The organism is Serratia grimesii NBRC 13537 (assembly GCF_001590905.1).
Taxonomy (GTDB): domain Bacteria; phylum Pseudomonadota; class Gammaproteobacteria; order Enterobacterales; family Enterobacteriaceae; genus Serratia; species Serratia grimesii.
Genome location: NZ_BCTT01000014.1, coordinates 149223 through 172865, shown reverse-complemented (window position 1 = coordinate 172865; position 23643 = coordinate 149223). Strand labels below are relative to the sequence as shown.

At 53.9% G+C, this 23643-nt stretch carries 21 protein-coding genes; 12 read left to right on the top strand and 9 right to left on the bottom strand.

Annotated elements, in window-relative coordinates:
* Positions 1-532: 532 nt before the first annotated feature.
* Complete coding sequence (locus tag SGR01S_RS18130; protein WP_061808194.1) at positions 533-1120, bottom strand: histidine phosphatase family protein; 588 nt, start codon at positions 1118-1120, stop codon at positions 533-535.
* 145 nt (positions 1121-1265) lie between these two features.
* On the opposite strand from SGR01S_RS18130, the gene SGR01S_RS18125 reads away from it, so the two are divergent.
* On the top strand, positions 1266-1502 hold the full coding sequence (locus SGR01S_RS18125) for a DUF4282 domain-containing protein (RefSeq protein WP_037426124.1): 237 nt from the start codon (positions 1266-1268) through the stop codon (positions 1500-1502).
* 34 nt (positions 1503-1536) lie between these two features.
* Here SGR01S_RS18125 and SGR01S_RS18120 read toward each other — a convergent pair whose 3' ends face one another.
* The 5 genes from SGR01S_RS18120 to SGR01S_RS18100 all read right to left on the bottom strand — a co-directional run bounded on the left by SGR01S_RS18120 (position 1537) and on the right by SGR01S_RS18100 (position 6861).
* Positions 1537-1959, bottom strand: a complete 423-nt coding sequence (locus SGR01S_RS18120) for an HIT family protein (protein WP_061808193.1) — start codon at positions 1957-1959, stop codon at positions 1537-1539.
* A 102-nt stretch (positions 1960-2061) separates the two neighbouring features.
* Positions 2062-3099: a LacI family DNA-binding transcriptional regulator gene (locus tag SGR01S_RS18115; RefSeq protein ID WP_037426129.1), complete on the bottom strand. Its 1038-nt coding sequence runs from the start codon at positions 3097-3099 to the stop codon at positions 2062-2064.
* 68 nt (positions 3100-3167) lie between these two features.
* On the bottom strand, positions 3168-3929 hold the full coding sequence (locus tag SGR01S_RS18110; protein WP_037426132.1) for an SDR family NAD(P)-dependent oxidoreductase: 762 nt from the start codon (positions 3927-3929) through the stop codon (positions 3168-3170).
* Between the two features lie 22 nt (positions 3930-3951).
* Complete coding sequence (locus SGR01S_RS18105) at positions 3952-5823, bottom strand: TRAP transporter large permease (RefSeq protein ID WP_061808192.1); 1872 nt, start codon at positions 5821-5823, stop codon at positions 3952-3954.
* A 24-nt stretch (positions 5824-5847) separates the two neighbouring features.
* Positions 5848-6861, bottom strand: a complete 1014-nt coding sequence (locus tag SGR01S_RS18100; protein ID WP_061808191.1) for a TRAP transporter substrate-binding protein — start codon at positions 6859-6861, stop codon at positions 5848-5850.
* A gap of 322 nt (positions 6862-7183) precedes the next feature.
* Here SGR01S_RS18100 and SGR01S_RS18095 point away from each other — a divergent pair, with 322 nt between their 5' ends.
* The gene (locus SGR01S_RS18095; protein ID WP_061808190.1) at positions 7184-8632 is read left to right on the top strand and encodes an alpha/beta hydrolase; all 1449 of its coding nucleotides are present in this window, start codon (positions 7184-7186) and stop codon (positions 8630-8632) included.
* On the opposite strand, the gene SGR01S_RS18090 is transcribed toward SGR01S_RS18095, so the two are convergent.
* Complete coding sequence (locus tag SGR01S_RS18090; RefSeq protein WP_061808189.1) at positions 8629-9378, bottom strand: NAD-dependent epimerase/dehydratase family protein; 750 nt, start codon at positions 9376-9378, stop codon at positions 8629-8631. The genes SGR01S_RS18095 and SGR01S_RS18090 overlap by 4 nt on opposite strands.
* A gap of 92 nt (positions 9379-9470) precedes the next feature.
* A complete protein-coding gene (locus SGR01S_RS18085; RefSeq protein ID WP_061808188.1) occupies positions 9471-10334 on the bottom strand; it encodes a LysR family transcriptional regulator in 864 nt (287 codons plus the stop codon).
* Between the two features lie 114 nt (positions 10335-10448).
* On the opposite strand from SGR01S_RS18085, the gene SGR01S_RS18080 reads away from it, so the two are divergent.
* The 4 genes from SGR01S_RS18080 (at position 10449) to SGR01S_RS18065 (ending at position 16268) form a co-directional block, all read left to right on the top strand.
* Positions 10449-11207, top strand: a complete 759-nt coding sequence (locus SGR01S_RS18080; RefSeq protein WP_061808187.1) for an SDR family NAD(P)-dependent oxidoreductase — start codon at positions 10449-10451, stop codon at positions 11205-11207.
* A gap of 261 nt (positions 11208-11468) precedes the next feature.
* Positions 11469-13328, top strand: coding sequence for a PTS beta-glucoside transporter subunit IIABC (gene bglF, locus SGR01S_RS18075; RefSeq protein WP_061808186.1), 1860 nt, complete (start codon positions 11469-11471; stop codon positions 13326-13328).
* 14 nt (positions 13329-13342) lie between these two features.
* Positions 13343-14746 carry a glycoside hydrolase family 1 protein gene (locus tag SGR01S_RS18070; protein ID WP_061808185.1) on the top strand — a complete coding sequence of 468 codons (1404 nt, stop codon included), beginning with the start codon at positions 13343-13345 and terminating at the stop codon, positions 14744-14746.
* A gap of 127 nt (positions 14747-14873) precedes the next feature.
* Positions 14874-16268, top strand: coding sequence for a carbohydrate porin (locus SGR01S_RS18065; RefSeq protein WP_061808184.1), 1395 nt, complete (start codon positions 14874-14876; stop codon positions 16266-16268).
* 3 nt (positions 16269-16271) lie between these two features.
* Here the strand turns inward: SGR01S_RS18065 and SGR01S_RS18060 are convergent, their stop codons facing one another.
* The gene (locus SGR01S_RS18060) at positions 16272-16871 is read right to left on the bottom strand and encodes an HD domain-containing protein (protein WP_061808183.1); all 600 of its coding nucleotides are present in this window, start codon (positions 16869-16871) and stop codon (positions 16272-16274) included.
* A 109-nt stretch (positions 16872-16980) separates the two neighbouring features.
* Here SGR01S_RS18060 and SGR01S_RS18055 point away from each other — a divergent pair, with 109 nt between their 5' ends.
* From SGR01S_RS18055 to SGR01S_RS18030, 6 genes are all read left to right on the top strand, one after another.
* Positions 16981-17445, top strand: coding sequence for a MarR family winged helix-turn-helix transcriptional regulator (locus SGR01S_RS18055; RefSeq protein ID WP_061808182.1), 465 nt, complete (start codon positions 16981-16983; stop codon positions 17443-17445).
* Positions 17446-17600: 155 nt separating this feature from the next.
* Entirely contained in the window at positions 17601-18026 is a 426-nt protein-coding gene (locus SGR01S_RS18050; protein ID WP_037422882.1) for an organic hydroperoxide resistance protein, read from the top strand.
* 225 nt (positions 18027-18251) lie between these two features.
* Complete coding sequence (eptB, locus tag SGR01S_RS18045; RefSeq protein ID WP_061808181.1) at positions 18252-19946, top strand: kdo(2)-lipid A phosphoethanolamine 7''-transferase; 1695 nt, start codon at positions 18252-18254, stop codon at positions 19944-19946.
* 120 nt (positions 19947-20066) lie between these two features.
* Positions 20067-20657 carry a response regulator transcription factor UhpA gene (uhpA, locus tag SGR01S_RS18040; RefSeq protein WP_061808180.1) on the top strand — a complete coding sequence of 197 codons (591 nt, stop codon included), beginning with the start codon at positions 20067-20069 and terminating at the stop codon, positions 20655-20657.
* The gene (uhpB, locus tag SGR01S_RS18035; protein WP_061808179.1) at positions 20657-22198 is read left to right on the top strand and encodes a signal transduction histidine-protein kinase/phosphatase UhpB; all 1542 of its coding nucleotides are present in this window, start codon (positions 20657-20659) and stop codon (positions 22196-22198) included. The genes uhpA and uhpB overlap by 1 nt, the downstream gene beginning before the upstream one ends.
* 94 nt (positions 22199-22292) lie before the next feature.
* Positions 22293-23624 carry an MFS transporter gene (locus SGR01S_RS18030; protein WP_037422872.1) on the top strand — a complete coding sequence of 444 codons (1332 nt, stop codon included), beginning with the start codon at positions 22293-22295 and terminating at the stop codon, positions 23622-23624.
* The last annotated feature ends 19 nt before the right edge of the window (positions 23625-23643 follow it).

Here is a 23643-nt window from a genome sequence, read left to right as displayed (position 1 = left end):
GCGGCTTAGTAACTTACGACTTAGGCATATTGCGTTAATCGCCAGGTGACAGCCTGGTTATTATAGAGTGGCATGGTATTACCTTTGGCAATGGGAGCGGTGGTTGATGGTGTCGTCCAGACGCCGCTTTCAGGGCATTTGTGCCCGGTAGAGGCTGTGATGCCGATAGGGGGTTTAGCCGTGATGATCTCTCCTTAATCAATGCGGCGCTACCCTTAGACCCGCTAAGAAAGATATTTACATGTTCACGTATATATTCAATCCCGCAAGCCAAATACAAAGTATTAGTTTTTTATTAGTAAATTTAGGTGTTGGTTATTTAATTTTAACTGCTCTTCACCCTAGGTTGTTTCAATATATAATAAATGTAAGTTTTTAGAGTGATAACATTTGATTTTAATATGTTTTTTGAAATGATTTAAGTTGTTTTTTATTCTAAAGTGGAGGGTTGTTATATTGATTAAGCCCCGATATCAAATCCACGGGGCTGCTGATTATCGTCTTGTCAGAACCAGCCTGGGGCAGTTTGAAATTATCCCCCCGAAGGGCAGGTCTCCGCCAATGCAGTCAACCCCTCGCTTTCCTGCTTGAATGAAACCTTGTCCTGATCCAGTGTGATCACGAAAATGCTGTCGAAGTCGCTACCTGGCCATTTGGGCACCATATTGGCGTCGCCACCGCGTGCCGCGACGATGTTCTTCACCGCCTTATCGAGATTCTTATGTTCCCAGGCGATGAAAATACGTGAGTTTTGGTATTTGTCGCTGAGCAGTTCCTGTTGCAGCCCGGCGATGTCATCGGCGTGAAACTGGATGCCGATTGGGAGCCCTACGCGCACGGCGGTAGGCATGATGGTCGACAGCGCTCGCAGAGAACTGCCGGTCTTGTTCTCTTTCGGTCCGGCAGCAAAGATAAAGTCTGGCTTGCCATAGCGGTTCAGCAGCACATCCGGCAGTGCCAATGCGCGGTTCAGGCCTTTACAGGTTAGCTGCCCGCTGCTGTTAGCGGGTTTCTCCCCGTGCCGCACGAAGATCAGCGTTTCCTGTGCCAGTGCGCTTTGGCTGAACAACAGCACCGCCGCCAAACCACCGAGTAAATTTCGAGCTACTTTGTTAAACATCCTCAACCCTTATGTAATGGCTTGCTGATTTCTATGCGCTTTTGGTCGCGTTACTCGCTATCATTACCGGTGTGACAAAAAGGGCATGCCGCACCGATGTGGCGCCTCTGGGATAATTAAATACTGGCCTAAGGAAGGATTTACAATGAAAAACATTTTCTTTTTTGATGCGATGCTGACTCCGAAAATCATCACCGGTGTCTACTGGCTTTGCCTGCTGAGCATTATTGTTGGCGGGATTGGGGCGATGTTCTACGGTGAGTTCTTCCGTGGTCTGTTCGCGATCATCATCGGTGGCGTGTTCACTCGCGTTTGCTTTGAAATGATCATAATTGCGTTTAAAAATAACGAATATCTGCGCAAAATTGCTGAAAAGCCATAATGTTTTAAAATGCCGGGCTGTGCCCGGCATCCTGTTATTCCCCCAAAGTGATCGCCAGCCGCTCCTTCATCAACTCAATAAAATTATCCGGCAGCGTTTTCGTTGTGGGGGCCCGTAGCGCTTTGCTCCAGACCGGCTCCGGGAAGTGCGAATCGTCGAGGTAACGCGGGACGATATGCCAATGCAAATGTGGCAACGCGGTACCCAGACTGGCGATGTTTATCTTCGCTGGCGTTAGCAACTGACGTAGCTGCGCTTCAACCTGTGCCACCACCGCCATGATGCTGTTGCGCTGGTCGTCACGCAGATCGCTCAATTCGGCGATGTGTTCATGCCACACCACCCGACACCAACCTGGGAAGGGACTGTTAGCGATAAAAATTGCCCGACACAGTGCGTTTTGCCACAGCACGATCTCATCGGTCGGGTGGCAGTAAACACAAGATTCATCATTCATTTTTTTCTCCTACTGCAATTTTGGACGCAGCGAAGCCCTGCCGCGCATCAGCGCAACCAGAATTCAGTGTGAAAGTGAGCAGGGCAGAGACCCCGCCGGGGGCTACGTGTTAATAACTGACTGGCGGCGTACCAAGCTGGGGGCAAATAAAAACTCCTCAACCGGCAGCTCAGGATTTTCCAGTCGGCCGATAAGCCTATCGACAATTTTCACTGCCATCTCGCGCAGCGGCGGTGCCACAGAACTGAGCGCTGGGTTAAACAGCTCGGACAGAAACATGTTATCGATGCCGACAACCGAAATATCTTGCGGTACTTGCACGCCCAGCCGTTGGAAGGCGGAGATCATGCCGATGGCCAGCATGTCATTGAGTGCGACAACGCCATCGGGTCGTGGCTCACTTTGGCAAATCTGTTCGGCGAGTGTTTTCCCCAATTCGGCCATTTCGGCATCGCCAAAGGCAAATTGCGCCTTACCTTCGATCACCGTGGCTGGCAGCCCGGCATCCTCCAACGCCTGCCGATAACCGGCAATCTTGTTGGCACGGCTGCTGGTCATGCCAGAGGCGGTGGCGAAAGCAATACGGCGGCAACCTTGGGCGAGCAGATGTTGGGCGGCCATGTTGCCAGCGGCGCAATTGTCCATCGACACGCTGTCGATCGGCAGTACTGTCTCACCGGGGGCAGTCAGCGTGCGTTCATCGTAGTTGATCATCACCAGGCCACGTTTCAGTGCATCACGGAAATGGGGGCGATCGTAAAACGTGGAGGCCACCACCACACCGCGGATGCCTAATGCCAGCAAATCGTCGAGAAAACGGATCTCCTCTTCCTCTTGCCGATGCGTATCTCCCAGCAGCACCTGATAGCCGTAATTTTGCTTGGCCGCCAGTTCAATCTCACGCACCAGTGCGGCGAAGCTAGGGTTCACGATCGACGGCACCAGCAGGCCGAGCATTTTTACCTGCCCGGTTTTGAGCTGTTGCGCTGCGCGGTTCGGTTGGTACTGCAACGCCGCCATCGCCTGTTCAATACGGGCTAGCGTATCCTTGCGCATCTGATCTACCCGGCCGTTCAGCACGTTGGAAACCGTACTGACCGACACCCCGGCATGACGTGCCACATCACGTATATTCGCCATCACATTCCCGTTTTGCATTAACCCATTACCCCGACTTTATCACGCGGCTGAAAGTGAGTCACAGGCCCTTAGGGCGCGATCTGCCCGCCGTTAACGTCGATAATCTGCCCGGTGATGTAGCCGCTGCAATTATGTGACGCCAGGAACAGATAAGTTGGCGCCACTTCTTCGCTGCGGCCAAAGCGGCCCATTGGGATGGAAGCGCACATCTTGCTCAGCACTTCTTCGCTTTTGCCGTGGTGGAAGGCCGTGTCGATACTGCCTGGCGACACGATATTGAAACGGATGTTGTCCTTGGTGAACTCCTTCACCCAGTTGCGGTGAATGTTATGTAACCAGGCTTTGGCGCTGGCATACAGGCCAGCACCGATACCGCCGCCTTCACGTGCTGCGATGGAGCCGGTGCTGATCACACTGGTAGTAGCGCCGCTTTCACGTGCTGAAGCGCGCAGGTAAGGGATAGCGAATTTGGTGACCATCAGCGCGGAGCGGCAGTTAAGGTCCATCACCCGGTCAAAGAACTCGTCGTCGATAGCTTCCAGTCCATTGCGCCCACCCAGCCCACCGGCGTTGTTGATCAGAATATCGATGCCGCCGAAACGAGCGACAAAGGCTTCCACCAGAGCTTCACAGCCAGCGGAGCGGGATAAGTCGGCGGAGAAAAACGCACACTCGCCAGGGAAGGCGGCGACTTCTGCCGGCGCCTCACTGCGCATCCCGTTAATCCCCACTTTGGCACCGTGTTGGGCGAACAGCGCTGCGGTTGCCAGCCCGATACCGGCGGTGGAACCGGTGATCAACACGCGTTTGTTGGTTAAATCAGAGAACATGGTATGGCTCCTTTTGAGTCAATCAGTAGCCCAGCCGCGTCGGCAGCCAGGTGGTGAGCGCCGGGAACAGCGCGATAACGATAATGCCGAGCAGTACGATCAGCAGGTATTTGGCCATGGGCTTGATCACGTCCTGCATGGGGACGCCACAGATGGCGCAAGTGGTATACAGGCCGAGGCCGATCGGCGGGGAAAACAGGCCAAAGCCCATCGCCAGAATCATCACAATGGCGTAATGCAGGGCATTGAAGCCGAGCTGAGTGGCAATGGGCACCAGAATTGGTGCGAAGATAATCAGTGCCGGAGCACCTTCCAGCACTGCGCCGAAGATAATCAGAATGACGATCGACAGCAGCAGAAACAGCCATGGACCGTAGTTCGCACCGATGGCAACCAACAGCTGTGCACATTGCTGCGGGATCATCTCGATGGTCAGGGCGAAAGACAAACTGGTGGCACAGGCGACGATAAACAGCAGCATGCCGGACAGGGCTGCGGTGTCGACAAACAGTGTCAGGGTGGCTTTCAGTGTGAGTTCCCCAAATGCCAGCCGACCCACGATGATGGCGTAGACCACGGCGAAAGCGGAAATCTCGGTAGATGTCGCGATACCGGCCACTACACCCTTGCCGATCATCAAAATCATCACTAACCCGACGGCGGCGCCGATCAGCAGTTGGCGCGTTGGCATCCGCACCGGGTAGGCATCATCCACGTTGATGCGCTTGCCGAAGATCACGGCGGCAATCAGCAACATCACCAGCAGGCACAACGCTGGAATCAGTCCGGCGATAAATAGCGCGCCAATAGAAATGTTGGCGATAAAGCCCATCACGATCAGGTTGACGCAAGGGGGAATCGTCTCCGCCATAATGGCCGAAGCAGCGAACACTCCGGCAGACTCTGCGGCAGGTTGGCGCGCCCGTCGCACCGCAGGCATCAGCACGCCGCCTACCGTGGCAACGTCCGCCAACTTGGAGCCGGAAATACCGGAGAAGAATGCCATCGACACAATCGTGGTCATGTTCAGTCCACCGCGATAACGGCCCATGCCCCGGACGATCAGCTCAACCAGCCGTGACGACATGCCGTTCACTTCCATCACTGCGCCAGCCAGTAAAAAGAAGGGAATGGCCAGCAGGACGAAATGGTCGACGCCAGCGGTTACCTGCTGAGCAAAGAACACGAATGGCAGCGAGGGATCGCTAAGGAAGAACACCATTGCCGACATGCCGAGCGTAAAAGCGATCGGCACGCCGGAGATGATCCCCAGAATAAAACAGGCCAGCATGAGTACGGCAGGCAGCGAACTGAACCCCAATGCGCTATGCAAGCTGAGGTAGGCAGTACCACCCAACAAGGCGACGGCAACCACGCTGAGCAATACCACTTTCAATGGTGCCTGGCAGGCGTGATCGAGCGCACTGACCAACATCACCGCTGCGCCGATAAACACCGGCACCACAAAAATCGCCTGCGGCAAGCCGTGCTCAGTGGTTTGTGGCAGCGAAATACCGACCAAACTGAAGCTGGATACCGTCAACCCGAGCGCCACCAACACCAGTACCCAACGGCTGGCATGCACCACGTATGGCTGGATTGCCGCTGGTAGCCAACGTAAGAACAGATCGACGCCAATATGCCGCCCACGCCCGGTGGAGGTGGCGACGCCGAAAAACACCAGCGTCACCATCAGGGCTCGCGCCACTTCCTCCGCCCATTCGATGGGGCTGTGCAGCGCGTAGCGCCAAATTACCGAGGCGAATACCACCACGACGTTTACCAGCAGCGCCAATGCGCCGCCCCAAGCGGTCAAACGGGTCAGGCCACGGCTTAACTGTGTCAGGATGGCCACTTTTTTTACGCTTATTTCAAGAGTGACAGGAAGGGTCATAACAAATCCTCCGCCTTGGGGGCGTTACGGTTGTGATGCGACATGAATGGCATCCAACACGGCTTTGGCTTGCGGATATTTGCCGATGAATGTCGCCTGTAGCGGCAGGGTTTGCTGGCGGAAATAGTCGCGATCGGTTTCGGTGAAAATCACGCCGGCAGCTTTCAATTTGTCCATTGCCTGGCGTTCTTTTTCCGCTGCGATTTTGCGTTCATAAACCGTTGCTTCGCTGGCGGCAGCCGACACGTCGGCTTGCAGCGATTGCGGGATGCGTTGGAAAGCGTTTTGGCTGATGGTAGCGACAATCGGGTTGTAGATGTGGCGAGTCAGTGTGGCGTATTTGGCGATCTCGTAATACTTGCTGGTGTAGACCGTGGCGGCGTCGTGTTCCACACCGTCGATCACCCCCATCTGCAATGCGGAGTAAACTTCACCGCCGGGCATCGGGATCGCGGTGGCCCCCATACTTTTCAACGTGGCGATAAAGTTGGGTGCCGGCAGCACACGTATTTTCATCCGGTTGAGATCGTGCGGTGATTGCAGTGGTTTCTTACTGTAAATGTTGCGTGGACCCAGGCTGAAACCGTAGCCCAACACCTTGATGTTGCTTTGCTTGGCCAGCATGGCGCTAAGTAGCTGGCCTGCCTGACCGTCCAACGCCTGACCCAGTTGCTGGTTATCGTTAAACAGATAGCCCAGATCCAGCACGCCAATTTCCGGTACCAATGTGGCCCAGATCGAGGTGCCGGAGATCATCATGTCGATCGCGCCAATACGTACCTGTTGGACGGCATCAGCCTCTTTGCCGAGCATGCCGTTAGGGAAATAGTTGAGGGCGATTTTGCCCGGCAGGCGCTCCTCCAGGTTCTGCTTAAAACGATTGAACCAAATGGCGTGCGAGGAATATTCATCATCGGGCAGTGATGAGTACACGCGCAGGTTAACGTCGGCGGCATTGGCCCGTAGCGGCAAGGTAAAAAGTATCAATAACAGCGTGACAAACAGGCGCAGAGTTAAGCGATTTGTGAGTGATTTCATCGGCCTGGCTCCCGATCGCAGACAGACTGCGATGCTGGTGGTGAAGATGATTTCCCCTGCTGGGTAATGCTGTAGGGACAGGGGGAACAGGGACGATACTTTGTTTCTAACATTTAACTGTAACGTTTTAGTGTATCGTTACAGAAAACCTACAAACATTCCGTCGGCAGATCAATTTTTATCCGTTAAAACGGTTTGGAAATGTGGGTTCTGTGAGCAGGCTCTAATAATCGGTGTGCAGAGTTCGGTGATCGCCGGGCTGCCGCTGATGGCATTTAGCTTCTATAATCGCAGCAGGATAACCGTGAATTCAGGAGTGGGTATGCCTTCCAGGGCGATAATTAAATGGACTAAGCGGCTGACAATCGTAGTTGCCACCGTGTTACTCACACTGTTTGCGGTACGCATTTACGATACCCAAAGTGGTCCGGCGTTGGAGCCGTGGCATACTTTTGTACCGCATGAACTGTCGGCCGCCGAGATGGATAAGACCAATTGGCAGGGTTATCTTGCCGCCGAAAGCCGGGTGTTTGATGACGTGAAGGCTAACGTCACGGATAAACTCTCTGCCAGCGAACGTATTCCCCTCAACCGCTATTTTGACGGCAGCCCGGTGTACCCAGAGCACTTTGTCCGAGACTGGAATCGCTCTTACGAACTGATGCCGCAAGGCGAGCCACGTGGCGCAGTGGTGTTGTTGCACGGTTTAACCGACTCCCCTTACAGCCTGCGGCACATTGCTGAGAACTACCGGCAACACGGTTATGTGGCGGTCGGTATTCGCCTGCCGGCACACGGCACGGTGCCGGGTGCGTTGACCAATATTGACTGGCGCGACTGGTTGGCAGCGACGCGGCTGGCCGTGCGTGAGGCGCGAAGTAAGGCCGGGGGCGATAAGCCCTTGCATATTGTGGGCTTCTCCAACGGCGGTGCGCTGGCGATGAAGTATGCGTTGGATGCACTGGATGATCCGCAGTTGGCGGCACCGCAGCGGTTGGTGTTGATTTCACCGATGATTGGCGTCACCAGTTTTGCTCGTTTCGCTGGTATTGCCGGCTGGCCTGCTGTGTTCCCAGCCTTTGCCAAAGCGGCGTGGCTCGGTGTGCTACCGGAGTTTAATCCTTTTAAATACAATTCATTTCCAGTAAATGGCGCACGCCAGTCTTATCTGCTCAGTAATGGGCTGCAACAGCAAATTGCCTTGGCGGCACGTGACGGAAAGCTGGCTAGATTAGCCCCTGTACTGACCTTCCAGTCTGTTATGGATTCGACTGTTAGCACCCGGGCGGTGATTCGTGCGTTATATAACGAACTACCGACTAACGGCAGCGAACTGGTGCTATTTGATGTTAATCGTACGGTAAACTTTGGGCCACTACTGCGGCCAAATGCGGCGGCGGCGGTCAGTCAACTGCTGCCACCAACGCCGCGTCGTTATCAGACCACGGTGATCGCTAATGCCTCACCAGAAAGCAGTGAGGCGATCGCCCGCGTTACGCCAGCTGGAGAAACCACCGAAAGCGAACAGCCGCTAGGTATGACCTACCCAACGGATATTTATTCGCTGTCGCACGTGGCGTTACCCTTCCCGGTGAATGATTCGCTGTATGGCCGGTTCCCCGAGCAGCGCGATGAGTTCGGCATTAGCCTTGGCACCCTTGCTGCACGGGGCGAGCGTTCCGTGCTGGTTGTCGATCTCGACTCGCTGATGCGCATTGCCTCCAACCCATTTTTCCCTTACTTGCTCCAGCGTATTGATAACAAGCTTTAGGCAAAACCGAGAATGCTGAACGCATCATCTTGCGGGTAGTAGCCGAGCAAGCGGCTGGTTTCTTCTAGCGACAGTCGCTTATAGCGGTTGTTGGAAACGCCGTGCACCACGGCATGGTGTACGCCTTCGATGCGCAGGCAACGTTCCAGTAGATCGGCCGCGTCGCGGTGGCTCAGGAAAGCGCTCATATCGCGGGCGCTGAGCTGTTCGCCGTGTTCTAGCGTTGTGAAATTGGCGATACGTACCGACAAGGCAGAAAGCCCTTCCTGATGTGCAAAGTAGGCGGCGATACCTTCGCCAAATGCCTTGCTAACCCCGTAGAGGTTTTTCGGTTTGGGGGCATCTTGCGGCCGAATTTGGTAATCCAGTGCATAGCCTTCCACCGCTTGTGCGCTACTGGCGAAGACCACGCGTTTGCAGCCTGCGTCTTTCGCTGCCCGGAAAATATTGAAGGTGCCGAGGATATTATTATCCATCAGCGAGTGGCAGAAGTCCGCATCGGGTGAGGGATCGGCCGCCAGGTGCAACACCGTATCGATATTGGCGCAAGCCTCACGGCAGGCTGCGATATCGGCAATGTCGAAACTGATCACCTCATCGCCTGGTTGCAGGTCGGTCAGCAGACCGAGATCTTTTTCCGCCAGCCGCAGCTGATAGCGATTTCCCACAGATTGACGGAATGCCGTCGCGACCCGGCCACCTGCACCGGTAATCAGAATTCGTCCAAACTCAGTACGTAAAGTCATGATCTCAGCCAGTCCTAAAGTCCATTATGCCGTGATCAGTAATAATCCCCTGCGTGAGTTTTGTCCAGCATTCAATTAGCAATGCTGATGCTTTATGGCGTTGTCGGACATTTTTTTTCGATGATGTCGGTCAGAAATGTCATCACTGCGCGTACGGCAGTCGAGCGTGCCAGATCGGGGTAAGTGACCAGCCAGAGATCACGTATCGGCGCGGCGATTGATGTGGGCAGCGTCACCAGTTCTGGGTCGCTATCGGCGACAAATGTCGGTAATACTACGGCTCCGAGTCCCGATCTCGCAGCTTCTTGCAAAGAGAACAGATCGCTGGCCTGGAACACCACAGGACGGCCTTGTAACAGCTGTTGCAGCCATTGCTGGTGGGGTTGGTGTTGGTAGTGATGGTCATAGGCGATAAAGGCCCGGGCGGCCTCTGGTAGCGCGGCGTGCTGCCTTGTGGCGTACAGGGCGTAGCGCATTATGCCGATGCGCTTTATCAACAGATCTGGCTGTTGTGGCCGTACCATGCGAACTGCCACTTCGGCATCACCGCGATCCAGTTCGGCTATTGCCGACTCACCGGAGAGAATCAACGTAATATGCGGAAATGATTGATGAAATTCCGCAATTTGCGGTGCAATAATCCGAGCGGCAACCGACGGCGGGGCGCTAATGCGCACCTGGGTTTGTGGCGTTTCTCCGGCGCTACGTGCATGACGCACAATGGCGTGGCTTTGGTTTTCGATGTCGGTCGCCAGGCCGGCAATCACTTTTCCGTCCTGCGTCAGCGGTGTGCTGCGCGGCAGACGAAGGATCAGCGGCACGCCGAGAGCCTTCTCCAGTGCGGCCACTCGTCGACCTACAGTGGCGTGATCGCAACCCAGCTCCCGTGCCGCTGCCGACAATGAGCCGGTACGTGCCAGCACCACGAAGTGTTTTAAATCCTGCCAATCGAACATCAGTGAATTCCTGCACAGTATACCTGCAAATTTAAGGAATATTCACACAGAGTGAGACGTGATTCAATAGTGTCATTACTGTAACCAGATTGAACTATTTAATTAGGTAATCTTATGTATTTGCATTTGGAGGGCCGTGTCGCGCTGGTTACCGGTGCGAGTGACGGTATTGGGGCGGGAATGGTTCGGGTATTGGCGGCTGAAGGGGTCTCCGTGGTAGCGACGGCCCGCCGTGAAGATCGCTTGCTGACACTGGCGGATGAGATAGAGCAAGCAGGTGGCATAAGGCCCTATACCATTGCCGCGGATATCACAGACACGGAAGCGCTCAACAGCATGCTTGCACAAGCTATAGCGCGGTTTGGAACGATCGATATTGTGATTAATGCCGTTGGTGGCGCTCGCCCGATGGCGTTGAATGAAGCCGACGGCGTTTGGGATGAGGCGTTTGGCCTAAACTTTACGCCGGCGCGTCGGGTGACGCACGCATTACTGCCCGGTATGCAGGCGCAGGGATGGGGACGCATTATCAACATCAGCGGTTCTATGGAGCCGCGTAGCCTGAACGCAGCAACTGCCGCCAAAGGGGCACTGCATCTGTGGGCCAAAGGGTTGGCGGGTGATGTGGCTGCACAGGGCATTACGATCAATACGCTGCAGCCCGGGCGGATTAATAGCGCGCAGGTGCGTGAAAAACTGCACCCGACGGACGCCGCACGGTTGGCGTTCATCGAACAGAACATCCCGATTGGCTACTTTGGTGAGCCGGAAGATATGGCTTATCTGGCGGCGTTTCTTTGTTCCCCGCTAGCGCGATATATCACGGGTACGGTTATCCCGGTAGACGGCGGTATGCACTATTTTGCCCACTGACGTGGTTTTGCATGCTGGGTCACAGTTCAGTAATTTGGCGTCTTAGGGTCTTGCTCCAGCAAAATATGGAGTGTTAACGTCTTAGCTCAACCGATTTAGGGTTGTCACTGCTTCGGCAGGCAAAACCTAAACCTCGTGTTTCTGTTTCCGTGTGGATGCAGAAGCCATGAGGTTTAGGTTTTTTTTTGCGCTGAATTCCGTAACGGCGATTGGCCATCGCGCCACGGAGGCCAGCAGAACGTAGATTTTAAGGGTAATACTATGAAATATGAAACATTAGCCCGTGAGATTTTGGCCGGCGTCGGTGGCCGCGACAACGTGAGAAGTTTGGTGCACTGTGCCACCCGCTTGCGTTTTAAACTGCGTGATAATCAGCGTGCTGATGCTGCGGCACTGAAAAAAAATCCCGGTGTGATCATGGTGGTAGAAAGCGGCGGACAGTTTCAGGTGGTTGTGGGTAACCACGTTGCGGAGGTTTATCACGCGGTCAATCAGGTCGGTAGCTTGGGTGATGATGTAGCGGCGGATGATGACGGAAAAAAGGAAAACCTGTTCAGCCGATTCATTGATGTGGTGTCCGGTATTTTTACACCGCTGTTGGGAGTGATGGCGGCTTCGGGGATCCTGAAAGGTTTTCTGGCGTTGAGCCTGGCTTGTGGTTGGCTGCTGGGGAGCAGCGGTACCTATAAAATGTTGTTTGCTGCCAGTGATGCCCTGTTCTATTTCCTGCCGATTATGCTGGGCTATACCGCCGGTAAAAAGTTCGGCGGCAATCCATTTATTACCATGGCAATCGGCGGTGCATTGACCCATCCGCTAATGATGGCGGCATTTGATGCCGCCCAGCAGCCTGACGCGGCGCGTGAATATTTCTTCGGCATCCCGCTGACATTTATCAACTACAGCTCGTCGGTGATTCCGATTATTTTCGCCGCCTGGGTTTCGTGCCGATTGGAGCCGTTGTTTAACCGGGTAATCCACAGTGCGTTGCGCAATTTTGTTACGCCGCTGTTGTGCCTGGTGATTACCGTTCCGCTGACTTTCCTGCTGATTGGCCCAGCAGCCACCTGGCTTAGCCATTTGTTGGCTAACGGTTATCAGAGCATCTACGCGTTTAATCCCATCATTGCGGGCGCTTTTATGGGCGCGATGTGGCAGGTATGCGTGATCTTCGGTCTGCATTGGGGGCTGGTGCCGTTGATGATCAATAACCTGAGCGTGCTTGGCCGCGACACCATGGTACCGCTGCTGTTGCCGGCAGTGATGGGGCAAGTCGGTGCGACGCTGGGTGTGATGTTGCGTACCCGTGATGCCAAATTACGGGCGTTGGCAGGTTCCGCGATTGGCGCCGGTATCTTTGGTATTACCGAGCCGGCGGTTTACGGTGTGACTCTGCCGAACAAACGACCGTTTATCTTCGGCTGCATTGGCGGTGCGCTTGGTGGTGCGGTGATCGGTTATTTCCATACTGCCACTTACTCCTTTGGCCTGGTGAATATCTTCACCTTTGCGCAGATTATTCCCGCCGGTGGTTTTGACGCCACGGTGTGGGGTGCAATTGTCGGTAGCTTATTGTCGTTTTGTCTCGCGGCGGTGGCCAGCTATCTGTTTGGTGTCGCACCTACCGAAACGATCGAGGAACTAACGCCTGCCGCCCCCCTTAACCGCAAACAGTGCGTTGTTAGCCCGATTGCCGGTGACGTGATGCCGTTGGAACAGGTCAATGATGCCACTTTTGCCAGCGGTTTATTGGGCAAGGGAGTGGCGATAACCCCACAGCAAGGTCGAGTGGTGGCACCGGCTACGGGACGTGTTGCATCGCTGTTTAACACTAAACATGCCATTGGCATTGAGTCGGATGACGGTGCTGAGATTTTAATTCATGTCGGCATAGACACCGTCAAGCTCGACGGACTGCATTTTATTGCCCATGTGCAAGAGGGGGACCGCGTTAGCACGGGCGATCTGTTGATTGAGTTTGACCAGGCGGCAATCCGTGCTGCCGGCTTTGATACCACCACACCGATCATCATCAGCAACAGCGATGACTACGTCGACGTGCTGGCCAGCGGCCAGGGCAGGGTGCAAGAACAGGCGCCGCTGCTGACTTTATTACGTTAACCGAGGAGAAAGCGATGAGCAGCAAATTTCCAGACCATTTTCTATGGGGCGGTGCGGTAGCAGCCAATCAGGTGGAAGGGGCTTATCAGACCGATGGCAAAGGGTTGTCGACTTCTGATTTGCAACCGCAGGGCATCTTCGGCGCCATTACGCCGCGGGTTGACGGCGACAGCGGCATTAAGGATGTGGCGATCGACTTTTATCATCGTTATCCGCAGGACATCGCGCTGTTTGCTGAAATGGGCTTTAAGTGCTTGCGAACCTCTATTGCCTGGACGCGCATTTTCCCGCAGGGCGATGAAGATGTCCCGAATGAAGCCGGCTTGGCGTTCTATGACCAGTTGTTCGATGAAATGGCAAAGTACGGCATTCAGCCGTTGATCACCCTGTCACACTACGAGATGCCGTATGGGTTGGTGAAGAATTACGGGGGATGGGGTAACCGTAAGACCATCGAATTTTTCGAGCGCTACGCACGCACGGTGTTCGAGCGCTATAAGCACAAGGTGAAGCATTGGCTGACCTTTAACGAGATCAATATGTCGTTGCATGCACCCTTTACCGGTGTCGGGTTAAAGGACGACAGTAGCAAGAGCGAGATTTATCAGGCGATTCACCATCAGTTAGTGGCCAGTGCCAAAGCGGTAAAAGCCTGCCATGACATTGTGCCGGGCGGCAAAATTGGCAATATGCTGTTGGGCGGTATTTTGTATCCGCTCAGTTGCAAACCGGAAGATGTGTTGGAAACCCAGCGCCAGAACCGTGACTGGTTGTTCTTTGGCGACGTGCAGGCACGCGGCGGCTATCCGGCGTATATGCAACGTTTCTTCCGCGAAAACAATATTCAGGTAGAGATCACCGCCGAGGACAGAAAGACGCTGCGCGAGACAGTCGATTTTATCTCTTTCAGTTATTACATGAGTGGTTGTGTGACTACCGACGAACAGCAGAACAACACGGCCCGTGCCAACATTCTCAATATGGTACCGAACCCGCACTTGGCCAGTTCTGAATGGGGTTGGCAGATTGATCCCGTTGGTCTGCGCTATCTGCTTAATGTGTTGTACGACCGCTACCAAAAGCCGTTGTTTATCGTGGAGAACGGACTCGGGGCGAAGGACCGTATTGAAGCTGATGGCAGCATCAACGACGACTACCGCATCAATTATCTCAACGATCATCTGGTACAGGTCGCTGAAGCGATTGACGACGGTGTTGAAGTGATGGGGTACACCAGTTGGGGACCGATCGACCTGGTCAGTGCCTCTAAGGCTGAGATGTCCAAGCGCTACGGCTTTATTTATGTCGATCGCGATGATACCGGCAAGGGCAGCTTGGAACGCCGCCGCAAAAAGAGTTTCTACTGGTACCGTGATGTGATCCAAAGCAACGGTAACAGCCTGAAAGACAAAGCCTAAGTTCTGTCAATCAACCCGGTGGCAACCGCCGGGTCATCACCTTTATTTACTGCTGCCAATGATGGGGAATTTTTACCCAGGGATTGCTGTTGCTTGCAGTCAGCGCGATATGCGGAGAAATATAATAATGAAATGCCCATTACCTCACTCTATGACTCTTGCGGCGTTATTGCTGACCTGCGCTGGCGCACAGGCCGAAACGTTGCAAACCGCCAAAGATGTGGAGGCACCCACCGCCAAATGGCAGGGTGTCGCACTTGGCTTTGAACCGCCACAGGCAGGGCTGTTGGGGGATATGTTAGGGATCAGGCCGATCCTGGAAGATCATGGTTTTCACTATAATCTGGGGTACCTTAGCCAGATTTCCTATAACGCCGGTGGTGGGTATAACCACGATAAGCAGGTGTCATACATTGATCAGTTCTCGCTGACCTTCAGTCAGGATCTTCAGGCGCTAACGGGGATTCCGGATGCGGCGATTGAAGGCAATATTGTTAACCGTAACCATGATAACAACCTGACACGCGATCGTTTGCAGGATCCTCGCGTCAATCCGACCGATTTGTCGCAAGAAAGTTATGGCGGCCAGTCGATCACCCGATTGGGCTGGTTAACGTTTAGCCGCAGTTTTCTCGATCGCCGGCTGCAATGGCGTATCGGTATGATGAACAAGGTGCAGGATTTCGATCAGATCATTCCCTGCGATTTCCAGACACTGACCTTGTGCGGCGGAAAATCTGCCAACTCATTGACCTGGTATAACTGGAACGTCCATTACTGGGGCACCACCTTGCAGTATAAACTGACTGATGGGCTGACCTTTAAAACCGGTGTGATGGAACAAAACCCGCAGGCACCTAGCCGCAGTCATGCCTGGAGTTGGTCGACCAAGGGCAGTAAGGGCGTTTTGTTGCCAATGGAACTGGAATTGAAAACCAACGCGGTCAATCAGTTACCTGGGGTCTACAATATTGGCGTGTTATTCACCAATGCTAGTCAGCAGGATTTGTATGAGGGCGTTTCTGGTGGCCCGGGGGCGGACGATCCTAACGGCTATCGCAGCCATGATCGTACCTGGTTCCTGTACACCGGCTTTAACCAGCAGGTCACGCGCCACCAGGATGACGCTAATCGAGGACTAAGCCTGTTCTACAGTCTGGGGCTGGCAGATCAGCGGTCAAACTATATGCATTACTCAACCTCAACCGGCATCCGTTACCGTGGGCTGTTTGACGCTCGCCCAGATGATTGGCTGGGCTTGGGGGTATCGATGGTCAAGCTGAGCAACCATTATCGGGATAACCAGCGCTACCTTAATCAAATCAACAACGCCACCGACTATAACGATCCCAACTATCACCCAGTACCGGGGCATTCAGTAACGGCGGAACTCTATTATCGCTTCAACGTCACTCCGTGGTTGCAGTTACAACCGGGCGTGCAATATTGGCACCATCCGGCGGGCGTTAACGAAACGCAAGATGCCTGGGTGACGGCGCTCAAAACGGTGGTGACTTTCTGACGGCTACGCCGCGTCGCTTTCCCGGTAGCGCTGGCGCGTGTGTTCGAACCAGCTCGCCGGGACGTTATGCGGCGGTAATTGCAACTTTTGTAGCCCCTGCTCGACAATATGGTGCGCTTGCTGCCACAGCGTTGGATCGCCCTCGGTAAGGACTTCCAGTAACCGCTGTTTTTCGATCAGATAGGTACGGGCAAAATGGCTATCGTATTCAAGCAGTGAACGGGTGTTATCGATCAAGTCCGACAGCTTAATGGTCTTGGCCTGTGGTGAAGCTTGGGCGCTGTGGCGTCGATCGCGATTCTTGCGTTCAAAACGGTTACCGTCGGCGGTACTGCTGACGTTGGTCAGCATCGCCACCAGGGTGGCGACTTCCGGCCCAAAATGGCTTTCGATATCACTGAGAGTGGTGGGCGTATCTTCTACCGTGTCGTGCAGCCAGGCAGCGGCCAGCATTTCTTCACTGTGTGGCACGCTACTGACGATTTCCATCACCGCCTGAGGGTGAACAATATAAGCGTCATCTGTATATTTTCGGCGCTGATCAATGGCCGCATGCGCTTTGGTAGCGTAACGACGTGCGCGCTCTGCCAATGTGTTTGTCATGTCCATTCCCTCCACACAGCACCCCGCTGTGACATCCTCTGTTTTAAAAACGTAGCACATTGTCTAAAAATAGCTTGCGATTACATAGTGCACTATCTATATTTGATTCATGAAAACGAAAAACACCGAACAACCGGTAGCGAAAAATCTGTTGCTGCTCGATCAGCAGCTGTGTTTTGCCCTTTACTCTGCGAACCTGGCACTGCACAAGGTGTATCGCAAGTTGCTGAGCCAACTTGATCTCACTTATCCACAATACCTGGTGATGCTGGTGCTGTGGGAACGGGACGAAATCAGAGTCACGGACATTGGCGAGCGGCTGTTTCTCGATTCAGCAACGCTAACACCGTTGCTGAAACGGCTGGAGACCGCAGGATTACTGGTGCGTTACCGTGCGACTGCGGATGAGCGGCAGGTGATTATCGCGTTAACCGACGCGGGCCGTGCACTGCGTGAAAAAGCGCAATCGGTACCGGAAGCTGTAATGTGTGCCACTGATTGCAGCCTTGATGAAATCGTCAATATCAAACAGCAGTTGGAAAAGCTGCGCGGTAAGTTGCTCTACCAGCTTTGACGATTGGCTCCGGACGCAGGATTGGCGTTCGTGGGCTACACTGAAAGTAAGCGTTAAATATATAGTGTGCGATTTAATCGTGAAATATATACATGTGATGGCATTTGCCTGTAAGCATCGCTGTCATGTCCCCAACCAGAAAGAAGGAATGATCTATGTCGATTGAAAAAGTTGTTTACCGTGCTCATGCCACAGCAACCGGTGGCCGTGATGGCCGTGCGACATCATCCGACGGTGTGTTGGATGTTAAACTGGGTGTGCCGAAAGAAATGGGCGGCGCGGGCGGCGACGTCACCAACCCGGAACAGCTGTTCGCCGCTGGCTACTCTGCTTGCTTCCTTGGTGCACTGAAGTTTGTTGCAGCGAAAGAGAAAGTGAAGATCCCTGCAGAAGCCAAAATTGACGGCACCGTCGGCATTGGCGAAATCCCTAATGGTTTTGGTATTGAAGTACAACTGGATATCACTTTGCCGGGTATCGAACGCAGTGTGGCGGAAGACCTGGTGAAAAAAGCCCATGTTGTTTGTCCTTATTCCAATGCGACCCGCGGCAATATTGATGTCACGCTGAACATAAAATAGGGCTCTCGCTAACACCATTAAAGAATGGAGGGTTTATCTCTCCATTTTTTTCGTTTTGCCTACCTCCATTTTGCTCACAAAAAGCAGCAAAAAATGCCCACCCTTTGAGAATTTGCTTGATTATTGCCCTCAAAATAGCGCTTATTGCCGCTCGGCTGAACCTGAGGCCGCATTGGATGTCTGACTGATTCAGAACTGTTACAGTCCCCGGAGCCACCGCGTTGCATGAACAAAGTTAAATCGCTATCACAGCAGAATTTATCGTTATTGTTAGCGATCTATATCGGCATATTTTTAAACCTTTCCGTTTTTTATCGTCGCTTTGATTCGTTTTCACACGGCATTCAGGGGATTAAGGTTATTTCCGCGGTAACTGAGGTTATCGCCATTGTTCTATTCACCTTCTTCATTATGCGGCTGGTGTCGCTTGGCGGCCGGCTGTTCTACCGTATCACCGCTTCGTTGTTGGTCCTGATTTCCGTTGCTGCCAGCTATTACATGACGTTTTTCAACGTGGTGATTGGTTATGGCATTGTCGTTTCGGTGATGACCACGGATATCGATCTGTCTAAAGAAGTGGTAGGTCTGCACTTTGTGTTGTGGATGGTGGTGCTCAGTGCATTGCCGTTGCTGTGCATTTGGAAAAACAACCTGCGTTATACGCTGATTGAGCAACTTAAAACCCCTGGCCACCGGGTAAAGCCCTTAGTGGTGCTGGTGGCAGTGGTAGCGCTGGTGTGGTTACCGCTGCGCATGCTGGACAACGAGCAGAGCGCCCAGGAAAAAATCACCAATGTGGATTTGCCAAGTTATGGCGGCGTAGTGGCCCATTCTTATTTACCGTCTAACTGGTTGTCGGCGCTGGGGTTGTTTGCCTATACGCGTTATGACGAAAGCCAGGATCAGGCCACCTTGTTCGACCCAGCCAAAAACTTTACCTATGTGCCGCCCGCCGATATCGATGACACCTATGTGGTGTTTATCATTGGCGAAACCACGCGTTGGGATCACATGGGTATTCTTGGCTACGACCGTGACACCACGCCACGGTTGTCCAAAGAGAAAAATCTGGCGGCATTCCGTGGCGTATCATGTGATACCGCCACCAAACTTTCGCTGCGCTGCATGTTTGTGCGGGAAGGTGGGACGGCAGACAACCCGCAACGAACGCTGAAAGAGCAAAATGTGTTCGCAGTACTGAAGGACTTGGGCTTTACCTCTGAGTTGTTTGCCATGCAGAGTGAGGTTTGGTTCTACAACAATACCGAAGTTAACAACTATTCATTCCGCGAGATGATCGCCTCCGAGAAACGTAACGACGGCAAGTCGGTTGACGATATGCTGCTGGTGGACGAAATGAAGGAGTCACTGGCGCGTTACCCGAAAGGGAAGCACTTGGTGATCCTGCATACCAAAGGCTCGCATTACCTTTATTCACAGCGTTATCCGCGTAGTTATGCGCGCTATCAGCCAGAGTGTATTGGCGTTGACGATTTCTGTTCCAAAGATCAGTTGATTAACGCTTTCGATAACTCGGTGCTGTATACCGATTCCTTTATCGCCAATGTCATTGACCAGGTGCGTGAGAAGAAGGCCATCGTGTTCTATTCGTCCGATCACGGCGAGTCGATTGGCGAGAACTCACATCTGCATGGTACACCACGTGAAATGGCGCCACCGGAGCAGTTCCGCGTGCCAATGATGGTGTGGGCTTCTGACAAGTTCCTGGAAGATCCGCAGCATCGCAGTGCGTTTGAGCAATTACAGGCGCAGCAGCGTGTGGGCAAGATACATCACCATGTTGAGCTGTTCGATACCATTCTCGGCTGTCTTGGCTATACCTCGCCTAACGGCGGCATCGTAGCAAAAAACAACTGGTGTAATATTCCTCAGAGTAAGACAGCCGCGGCCCAGATGTAACCTCTTCAATACCGGGCGCGTTGCGCCCGGTAAAATCCGTTAATACCTTCCCTTCATCAATTAATCCGGCTCAGGCTTGCGGTATACTTGCGCACTTTCCCTCTCGGACCGGAGATTTCCATGACCTTGCGCGTGGCGTTTATTGACGATCATGACATTGTGCGATCGGGCTTTGTGCAACTGCTGTCGCTGGAGGCGGATATTCAGGTGGTCGGGGAGTTCAGCAGTGCGACCCAGGCGCGTGCCGGTCTGCCGGGTTTAGAGGCGGATATCTGCATTTGTGACATTTCGATGCCGGATGGCAGTGGGCTGGATTTGCTGGCGGATATACCTTCAGGTATTCGGGTGGTAATGCTGTCGATGCATGATAATTCAGCTCTGGTGGAAATGGCTTTGGAGCGTGGCGCCTGTGGTTTTTTATCCAAACGCTGTAAGCCAGAAGACCTGATCACCGCGGTTCGCACCGTCGCCAGCGGGGGCGTATACCTGATGCCTGAAATCGCCCAGCAGCTGGCGCGAATCAAGGTAGACCCCCTGACCCGTCGCGAGCGCGAAATCGCGCTGTTGCTGGCACAAGGGCAGGAAGTCCGGGAAATTGCTGCGACGTTGGGGTTATCACCGAAAACGGTACACGTACATCGTGCCAATCTGTTCGCCAAGTTGGGTATTAACAATAATGTTGAACTGGCGAAGCGGATGCTAAACCTGTGATGCAACGTCTGATCACCCAGCTGGCGCTGTTTTTTATCTATGCCACCAGTGCATTTTGCCTGTGGGGTATCGGTACCGCGCTGATTGATCCGCCGTGGCAGGCACTGTTGTTATTCCCGTTTGGCCTGCGTATGGGCATTCTGCTGCAAAGTCCTTACCGTTTCTGGCCGGGTATCTTACTGGCTGACTTACTGCTGATGGTGTTGTTGGCAGATCAGTTCGGTTACGGCCCGGCGCTGTGGGCGTCGGTCGTGGTACTGGTGTTGACGGTGCTGCTCAGCCTGCTGGCTTCCCCCTGGTTGTTACGCCATCAGCAAAGTGACAGTGAATGGCAATGGCCGTTAATGCAGGGAGCGGTGGTGGCTGTTGCCGCCGTGCTACAGGCGCTGGTGTGGCAGTTGGTTAACGGTAACGGCGCACGTGCCTTGCTGCTTGGGTTGGCGGGTGGTTTCACTATTGCACCGACCTGCCTGTTGCTGTGGCATTACCTGGCGCGGCAGATCTGGGTGCCTCTTGAACCGGGTCTGATCCATAAACCGGTAACCTTGCGGTTGCGCCATCTGGCCAGCTATTTGTTGTTGTTTGGGCTCAGTATCTGGTTGCAACAGCAGGTCAATGCCGCTGAGCTGCGCCGCTTCGCACCGTTTTGTCTGGCGATCCCGATTGTTTTTATGTCCTATCGCTATGGCTGGCAAGGAGCGCTGCTGGCGACGTTGCTCAATGGGGTGGTGCTGGTGGCCAACGAGCCACCACAACCTGAGTCGCATCGCGATCTGTTGCTGTCGTTATTGGCCCAGAGTCTGACCGGTTTGCTGCTCGGCGCGGGGATTCAGCGCCAGCGAGAGCTCAATCAACAATTGCGTTTGCGATTGGCAGAGAACCGCCAACTGGCACGTGCGTTGGTCACAGCAGAAGAACAGACTCGGCGTGAGGTTGCACGCGAGCTACACGACGAAGTCGGCCAAACTATCACTGTCATTCGTACTCAAGCCAGTATTATCAAGCGCCTGGCGCCACAGCCGCAGGTAATAGGCTGTGCCGAGGCGATAGATACACTGGCGCTGCGGGTCTATGACGGTGTTCACGATGTACTGACTCAATTGTGGCCCGCCGCGCTGAATAATCTGCCGCTTTCGGCGGCGGTAGCGGCGATGTTGCGTGAGTCGTTGCCGCAAGATACGTCTCTGGTGAGCGTGATGCAGTGGCAGGTACCGGACGACTTGCTGGATGAAACGCTGAAGATCACCCTGTATCGGGTCTGTCAGGAGGGTGTGACTAACGTTTGCCGCCACGCCGCCGCCAGCCGAATTGAGCTGGATGCACGTCTTAGCCATCGTAAAGGGCAGCCACCGCAAGTTCTGCTGACTATTCGGGATAACGGTGTTGGCATCGATCTGGCTAACCATGAGCCCGGTTATGGCCTGCGTGGTATGCAGGAACGCATTAGTGCACTGGGTGGTAGCCTGCGACTGACGTCGGAAAATGGCACCAGTTTGAATGTGATCTTACCCACAGTTTCGGCGGTAGAAGGGCAAAACTAAGAAATACTCTTAGTCGCGTCGGGAATCCGGCGTAAGTCATTTACGCGCGCGCGCAGCATGATAGCGGCACTTTTCCCATTCTCTGAGGTTTCACATGTGGTCTTTCCTTAAAAGCCGCCAGGATGTGCCGCCGGTTACCGATCAAAAACAGATCGATGCCAGCTATAAATACTGGCGTATCCAACTGATGTGGACGATGTATATCGGCTATGCTGCGTTTTACTTCACGCGCAAAAGCTTCAACTTCATCATGCCGGCCATGTTGAGCGATCTTGGCCTGACGATGTCTGATGTCGGCATCCTAGGCACGCTGTTTTACATCACTTACGGTTGTTCGAAGTTTATCTCTGGCATGATCAGTGATCGCTCTAACCCACGTTACTTTATGGGACTGGGTCTGATCATGACCGGCATACTCAATATCTTCTTCGGCTTGAGTTCTTCTCTGCTGATGCTGGGTACGCTGTGGATCCTCAATGCCTTCTTCCAGGGTTGGGGCTGGCCGCCATGCTCAAAAATACTCACCAGTTGGTACTCACGCTCCGAGCGTGGAGGCTGGTGGGCGATTTGGAACACGTCGCATAACTTTGGTGGTGCACTGATTCCACTGCTGGTGGGCTTTATTTCGCTGCACTTCAGTTGGCGCTACGGCATGATTATTCCGGGCATTATCGGTGTGGTGCTAGGCCTGTTGATGTGTTGGCGGTTGCGTGACAAGCCGTCCACCATGGGGTTACCGAGTGTGGGTAAATGGCGTAACGACGCCATGGAGCTGGTGCAAGAATCGGAAGGCCAGGGGCTGAGCAACCGGGAAATCGTCAAGCGCTACGTCTTGACCAACAAATACATCTGGCTGCTGGCCGTGTCTTATGTGCTGGTGTACATCGTGCGTACCGCAATCAACGACTGGGGTAACCTGTATCTGACGCAGGAGAAAGGCTACTCACTGATGACCGCCAACTCGGCGATTTCTCTGTTCGAAGTGGGCGGCTTTATTGGTTCGCTGGTAGCCGGTTGGGGTTCTGACAAGCTGTTCCGTGGTAACCGTGGGCCTATGAATCTGATCTTCGCCATCGGGATCTTCCTGTCGGTTGCGGCGCTGTGGCTCATGCCGGGTGTTACTTTCCTGCTGCAGGCGGCCTGTTTCTTTGCTATCGGCTTCTTCATCTTTGGCCCGCAGATGCTGATCGGCATGGCAGCGGCGGAATGTTCGCACAAGGATGCTGCCGGGGCGGCAACCGGTTTTGTCGGCCTGTTTGCTTACCTGGGGGCGGCGCTGTCCGGCTACCCGATTGCCCGCATCATGGAAATCTGGCACTGGAATGGTTTCTTCGTGGTGATTTCGATCGCTGCCTGCTTGTCTGCGTTGTTCTTGTTGCCGTTCTTGCGCGCTCAATCACCGGCGCTGAAAACGGCGAAGGCATGATGATAAAGCGCGCTGCAGG